The organism is Geodermatophilus sp. SYSU D00705 (assembly GCF_054050135.1).
In genome coordinates, this window is the sequence record NZ_JBJGYT010000064.1 from 1 (window position 1) to 7002 (window position 7002).

6 protein-coding genes are annotated in these 7002 nt (G+C 73.8%); 5 read left to right on the top strand and 1 reads right to left on the bottom strand.

Features of this window, described 5'->3' with window-relative positions:
- Positions 1–149: 149 nt before the first annotated feature.
- Positions 150–743 (bottom strand): DUF6510 family protein, encoded by a 594-nt coding sequence (locus tag ACI78Q_RS23385; protein ID WP_456925874.1) that lies wholly within the window; start codon positions 741–743, stop codon positions 150–152.
- Positions 744–912: 169 nt separating this feature from the next.
- Between ACI78Q_RS23385 and ACI78Q_RS23390 the strand changes: the two genes are divergently transcribed.
- The 5 genes from ACI78Q_RS23390 to ACI78Q_RS23410 all read left to right on the top strand — a co-directional run.
- A complete protein-coding gene (locus tag ACI78Q_RS23390; protein WP_456925875.1) occupies positions 913–3729 on the top strand; it encodes a helix-turn-helix transcriptional regulator in 2817 nt (938 codons plus the stop codon).
- 89 nt (positions 3730–3818) lie between these two features.
- Complete coding sequence (locus ACI78Q_RS23395; protein WP_456925877.1) at positions 3819–4421, top strand: molybdopterin-dependent oxidoreductase; 603 nt, start codon at positions 3819–3821, stop codon at positions 4419–4421.
- Positions 4391–5152, top strand: a complete 762-nt coding sequence (locus tag ACI78Q_RS23400; protein WP_456925878.1) for a ferredoxin reductase — start codon at positions 4391–4393, stop codon at positions 5150–5152. Before ACI78Q_RS23395 ends, ACI78Q_RS23400 begins: the two co-directional genes overlap by 31 nt.
- A gap of 261 nt (positions 5153–5413) precedes the next feature.
- A complete protein-coding gene (locus tag ACI78Q_RS23405; protein ID WP_456925879.1) occupies positions 5414–6643 on the top strand; it encodes an epoxide hydrolase family protein in 1230 nt (409 codons plus the stop codon).
- Positions 6644–6742: 99 nt separating this feature from the next.
- The coding region (locus tag ACI78Q_RS23410) for an epoxide hydrolase N-terminal domain-containing protein (RefSeq protein WP_456925881.1) at positions 6743–7002 on the top strand (260 nt) is incomplete at its 3' end.

The following is a 7002-nucleotide window of genomic DNA, read 5'->3' on the forward strand; positions in this document are numbered from 1 at the left end:
AACCCGCGCCCCGAGCGCCCCGCGCGCCGGCCCCGCGGCCACCCCCCCCCCCCCCCCCCCCCCCCCCCCCCCCCCCCCCCCCCCCCCCCCCCCCCCCCCCCGCGGCCGCTCTCATCGCGGCTCGCAGGTGACCGCGACTCCCCTCCGGCTCACAGCGAGCCGCTGCCCTCACGGGTCATCCTCAGCAGCCGCACCCCGGTCATCTCCAGGCGCAGTCCCGCCGTGTCCGATGCGCACCGGAGCACCACCTGCATACAGCTCGGACACCGGAGCACGAGCGCAGGGGCATCGGCGTAGACGAGGTGCTGCCCCAGAGGCCCCGAGGCGCCACAGTGCACGCAGGTCGAGACGGCCGTGGTCGGGTCCACGGCGAGGACCTCGCCGAGCACCCCACCCGCCGCGTTTCCGTCCAGGCGCCGCTCAGGCGCCCCGGGGACATCCGTCACGGGACACACCTCCCATCCGGCCGGCCTGGCCGGTCGTGGTCGATCGGTCCGGCCCGGGGTCTCGTGCACACTCCTCGGCGCGGGGACGGAGCACGAGGACAGATGATCGTGCACCGCCCGGCTGCCGGTCAGCGGGCAGGATCGTCGGCGGGCGGATCGATCCGTTCGAGCGACTGGTCGCCATCCCGGGTCCCACCTCGGTCGTCGGTCGTCCCGCTGCCGGTACACACCTGCCCGTCGCCGGCCAGGACGGATCACGGTCTGCTGACCGTGGCAGCGCAGTCGTGGCCGGCGCATCCGTCATCCGACTGTCGCGCCAGACCCACGCCGAGACCGAAGTCCCTGGTTGCCTCCGGCCGGGTGAGAGAGACTCTCACTCTCCAGGCCTCCTCGATCCAGCTCGACGGCATCCACCACACGAGGTCTCGACATCCCGGCATCCCCGGTGACGCATGGGAGGGGCGCCATGCCCGACATCGCGCCGTCCGACCGGACCGACGGGGTCCTGCTGATCGGGAGGTCGGCCGAGTCCGCGGTGCTCCGTTCCTTCGTCGAGCGTGCTCTCGCCCGGGACGACGTGCTGCTGATGACGGGTGAACCTGGCGTCGGCAAGTCCGTCCTGCTGGAGACCGCCGCGCGGCATGCCGAGGCGTCGGGGGCCACGGTCCTGCGGGGGGCGGGGGTCGAGTTCGAGGCCGAGGTGGGCTTCGCGGGGCTGCACCAACTCCTCCTCCCCCTTCTCGACGACGTCGACGCACTCGCCGAGCCGCACCGCCGGGCGCTCGACGTGGCCCTCGGTCTGGGCTCCGGCAGCCCGCTGCCCCCGCTCCTGGTGTCGGCCGCCGTCCTCGCCCTCGTGAGGAGCGGCGCGCAGTCGAGGCCGGTCCTCATCGTCGTGGACGACCTGCCGTGGCTGGATCGATCGAGCGTCCGGGTGCTCGGCTTCGTCGCTCGCCGGGTGCACCGCAGTCGTGTCGGCTTCCTGGCGGCGGCTCGGACGGGGAGTGACAGCGTCCTGCTCCGGGCCGGTCTCCCCCAGCTCGAGGTGCCACCACTGGACGAGGACGCCGCCGCGGACCTGTTGCAGGCCCGGTTCCCCGTCCTGGACCCACGGATCCGCCAGCGGGTCCTGTCGGCATCCGCGGGCAATCCGCTGGCCCTGCTGGAACTGCCTGCCGTCATGACCGAGGCCCAGCGCACCGGTACCGCCCCCCTCCCCCCGGCTCTACCGCTGAGCAGGCACCTCCGGCAGGTCTTCGTGCAGCAGCTCGCCGACCTGCCCGCCGCGACCCGGAGGCTGCTGTTGCTCGCATCCCTCGAGGGGACGGGCGATCTCCGGACGCTGCGGGCGGCAGCTGCCGACGACAAGTGGCTCGACGACCTCGCGCCGGCCGAGAGGGCTCGGCTCGTGCGCATCGACCTGGGCGGTCAGCGCGTGGTGCTGCGGCACCCGCTGATCGGCTCCGCGGCGGTCGAGATCTCGACCAGCGGAGAGATCCGGCGCGCTCACGGGGCCCTGGCCCACGTGCTGGTCGACCGGCCGGAAGAGTGCGCCCGGCACCTCGCCGAGGCCGTCGTGGGGTCCGACGCCCCGGCCGCCGACCTCCTCGAGACCGCGGCGCACCGGGCACGACGGAGAGGGGACGCGGTCCGTGCCGTCCGGGCCCTGCTCCAGGCGGCCGGACTGACACCGACCGGACCGGACCGGGCGCGCCGGTTGGCCGCGGCGGCGTTCGTGGCAGCCGACACGACCGGGGAGCTCCGGACCGTCCCCCGACTGCTGTGCGAGGCGCGTACGGCCGATCCCGGGACGGCGGGATCCCTCGAGGTCGCGGTCGCCTCTGCCCACCACCTGCTCAACGGGGAAGGGGACGTCGAGAGCGCACACCTCATCCTCGTGCGGGCGGTCGAGCACGCCGTCGACCACGGATCGCCGGCCGACGCGGTCGAGGACGCGCTGTACAGCCTCGTGATGGTGTGTCACCTCGGTGGTCGCGACGAGCTCTGGCGGCCCTTGGAGCGGGCCCTGGCGGCTCTGGGACGTGACGTCCCCCCGGTCCTGTCGGTGTCCAGCAGCCTGTTCGCCGACCCGATCCGGGCGACCGCCACGGTGCTCGAGCGGCTGGACGAGCTGATCGCCTCGGTGGACGCCGCCCTCGATCCCACCTTCGTCGTCCGGGTCGGCATGGCCGCCTCGTACGCGGATCGCCTCGGCAACTGCCGCAGAGCGCTCGGGAGGGTGGTCAGGGACGGCCGGCAGGGCGGCGCGGCGGCTGCCGCCGTCAAGGCCCTGGTGCTGCTGTGCCACGAGGCACTCGACGCAGGCCGCTGGGACGAGGCCGTGCGCACGGCCGAGGAGGGCATCGCCTGGGGGGACGAGCTGGGGTACGGGCTCATCACGCGGTTCGGCGTCTACTGCTCGGCCCTGGTGGCCGCCGCGCGGGGGGACGACGAGACCGTGCGGGTCCTGTCCGACGACCTCCTCGCGTGGTCGCTGCCGCGAGGGATCCACCTGTTCGAGGACTTCGCCCACCACGTCCGCGGACTGGCCGCTCTGGGGCGAGGTGACTTCGAGGAGGCGTACCGGCAGCTCACGGCCGTCGGCCCGGTCGGTGGCCGCACCCCGTCCGCCCCGGTCACGCCGCGCCTGGTGATGGACGTGGTCGAGGCAGCGGTCCGGACGGGACGTTCCGCCGAGGCAGCAGCGCACGTGGCGGCCATGAGCCGGGCCAGGGTCTTCACCGGCCGACCGAGGCTCGGCGTCCTCCTGGCGGGCTCCGCGGCTGTCGTCGCGTCGGGCGAGGAGGCGGCGGAGCGGTTCGAGCGGGCCCTGGCCGTCCCCGGGGCCGAGCGGTACCCCTTCGAGTACGCGCGGGTGCAGCTCGCCTACGGCGAGCACCTGCGGCGGACGCGGGCGACCAACGCCGCGCGCGTGCAGCTGACCGCGGCGCTGGAGACCTTCCGCGACCTGGGGACCCGACCGTGGGCCGACCGGGCCTGGAACGAGCTCCGCGCGACCGGGCTGACCCATCGGGCCTCCCCCGCTGAGCGGGGAGCGGTCGCCCTGACCTCGCAGGAGCACCAGATCGCCATGCTGGCGGCCTCCGGCTTGTCCAACAAGCAGATCGGCAGCCGGCTGTACCTGTCCCCACGGACGGTCGGCGCCCACCTCTACCGCGTCTTCCCGAAGCTGGGCATCAGCTCGCGGGCGGCGCTGCGCGATGCGCTGAGCGGCACGGCGCCCGCGACCGTGGAGATGCCGCCGAGCGCCGTCGCCCGCTGACCGGTGGTCGTGGTCCTTTGACTGATGCCTCGCCCCGTCGGTCCGGACAGGGTCGGCACTGCTCGAGGTGACGTCCGGGAGGAGCCGCCATGTCACTGGTCTCCCGAGGGTTCGGGCGGCGAGAGCCGCGCACGGACCAGCGACTACCTCCTGGCCAGTACGACGTCGGCGGCCACTTCCCCGTGCTGTCGGCCGGTCCGACCCCGCGGACGCCCCTGAGCGAGTGGGACCTGACGATCCAGGGGGCGGTCGACGGGGTCCGGCGCTGGAACTGGGAGGAGTTCCAGCGCCTGCCGCGCGAGGCGGTGGCGGTGGACATCCACTGCGTGACCAAGTGGTCGAAGTTCGACACCCGGTGGGAAGGCGTCGCGGTCGACACGCTGCTGGCCGAGGTCCGGACCGAGGCCGCACACCTCGTGGCCTTCTGCGACGGGGGTTACACGACGAACCTGCCTCTCGCCGACGTGACCGGCGGGCGCGCGTGGGTCGTCGACACCTACGACGGCCGGCCGCTGGCTCCGGAGCACGGAGGGCCGGCGCGGCTGCTGGTGCCGCACCTCTACTTCTGGAAGAGCGCGAAGTGGCTCCGCGGGTTCGCGTTGACCCCGGTCAACGAGCCGGGCTTCTGGGAGACCTTCGGTTACCACGATCGCGGGGACCCATGGCGCGAGCAGCGGTACAGCGGCGACTGACCTGGTTGCGGGCGACGGTCCTCGAGAACCGCCGCGAGACCGCACGCGTCCACCGGCTGCTGTTCGACGTCCCGGAGTGGCGCGGGCACCTGCCGGGTCAGCACATCGACCTGAGGCTGACCGCCGAGGACGGCTACACGGCCCAGCGCAGCTACTCGGTCGCCTCCGCGCCCGAGGACCCCCGGCTGCACCTGCTGGTCGAGCGGCTCCCGGACGGCGAGGTCTCCCGCTACCTCACCGATGAACTGCGCCTCGGGGACCTGGTGGAGCTGCGCGGCCCCATCGGCGGGTACTTCGTCTGGTCGGCCGGTCTCGACCGGAGCGGGCAGGCGGACGACGCGCAGCGACCGGTGCAGCTCGTGGCGGGAGGTGTCGGCGTCTCGCCCTTCCTCGCCATGCTCGACCACCACCGCCGTACCGGCAGCTCGACTCCGGTACGGCTGCTGTACTCGGCCCGCACGCGCGACGACCTGCTGGGCCAGGACGTCCTCAGCCCGGAGACCACGGTCACGCTGACGCGGGAAGCGCCGGCGGACTGGAGGGGGCCGACCGGGCGCATCGACGGCCACATGCTGGAGCGACACGCCTTCGGGCCCTCGACGGGGGCGCGGGTCTTCGCCTGCGGCCCGACGGCCTTCGTGGAGGACGTGGCCACGGCGCTCGTGGAACTCGGTCACGACCCGTCGCGGATCAGGCTCGAGCGCTTCGGCGGGTCGGACGTCACGTCGTGAGGGGCCCGCGACGACCGAGCCGTGTGCGGGCGTCGGCCCACGGTCGACCCCGAACCACCCGACCTCCCGGCGAGTGGACGGTGCAGCCGGACACCGTGCCGCTACACGAACCGGAGGGACGGAGCGTCCGCCGCTCCACCGCGCGGGAACCCGACCTGCTCGTGGCCCCGCCCGGCGCGCAGGCCCACGCCTCCAGCTCGGGCCGGCCACGCCCGCGCACCCGATGACGGCCACTCCGCACAGAGAAGGGCAGGCTCAGCCATGACGGCGATCACCGAGGAGACCGGCAGGGCCATCCGCCCGTTCCGGGTGGACGTGTCCGACGAGGCGCTCACCGAGCTGCGCCGGCGCATCGAGTCGACGCGCTGGCCCACCAGGGAGCTGGTCGCGGACCGCTCGCAGGGCGTGCAGTTGGCGACCATGCAGGAACTGTGCCGCTTCTGGGCGACCGAGTACGACTGGCGCCGCTGCGAGGCGAAGCTGAACGCGCTTCCGCAGTTCGTCACCGAGATCGACGGCGTGGACGTGCACTTCATCCACGTGCGCTCGCCACACGAGGACGCGCTGCCGCTGGTCATGACGCACGGCTGGCCGGGCTCGGTCGTCGAGCTGCTGGAGACCGTCGGACCGCTCACCGACCCGACCGCGCACGGCGGCCGCGCCGAGGACGCCTTCCACCTGGTGCTGCCGTCCCTGCCCGGCTACGGCTTCTCCGGCGAGCCGACCGAGCTCGGGTGGGACGTCGCCCGCGTCGGTCGCGCCTGGGCGGAGCTGATGCGCCGCCTGGGCCATGCCCGCTACGTGGCCCAGGGCGGCGACGTGGGCGCCGGCGTCACCGACGCGATGGGTCGCCAGGCACCCCACGGGCTCCTCGGCATCCACCTCAACCTGCTCGTCACCGCACTGAGTCGCACGCTCCCGGGGGACACGGAGCAGGAACGCGCGGGGCTCGAGGCGATCGCCACGTTCCGAACGAGCGGCTTCGCGTACTTCCTGGAGCAGGCCACCCGGCCGCAGACGATCGGCTACGGCCTGCTCGACTCACCCGCCGCTCTGGCAGCCTGGATGCTCGACCACGACACCGACTCCTACCACAAGATGTCCCGCGCCTTCGTCGACGGGCAGCCCACCGGCAACCTCACCCGGGACCACGTGCTCGACAACATCACGCTGTACTGGCTGACCGGCACCGGGGCCTCGGCGGCCCGCTCCTACTGGGAGAGCTACGGACCCGACGCGCCTGCGGCTGCCGCGGTCGGCCAGACACCCCCGGAGGTCTCGGTCCCGGTGGGTTTCACCACGTTCCCCGGCGAGATCTGGCGGACACCACGCACCTGGGCCGAGCAGAGCTACCCCACCCTCGCGTACTTCAACGAGGCCGACCGGGGCGGCCACTTCGCCGCCTGGGAAGAGCCCGAGCTGTTCACGGCCGAGGTCCGCGCCGCCTTCCGTCCGGTGCGCGCCCCCCAGGTCCCCCAACCGCGTCGCTGATCACGGGCCCGGCGGCTCCGGGGTCGCCGGCGCCGTCCTCGGAGCCGCCCCGAGCGGCCCGTTCAGATTCCCCCAGATGGCGAGGAGAGGTGCGAGAGCATGAGTGCAGTCGCGCAGGAGACGAGCCGGGCCGTCCGCCCGTTCCGGGTGGACGTGCCCGACGAGGCGCTCACCGAGATGCGCCGGCGCATCGCCGCGACGGTGTGGCCCGAGCGGGAGACGGTGCCGGACTCGTCGCAGGGCGTGCCGCTGGCCACGATGCAGGAGCTCGCGCGGTACTGGGCCACCGACTACGACTGGCGGCGGTGCGAGGCGCGGCTCAACGCCCTCCCGCAGTTCGTCACCGACATCGACGGGCT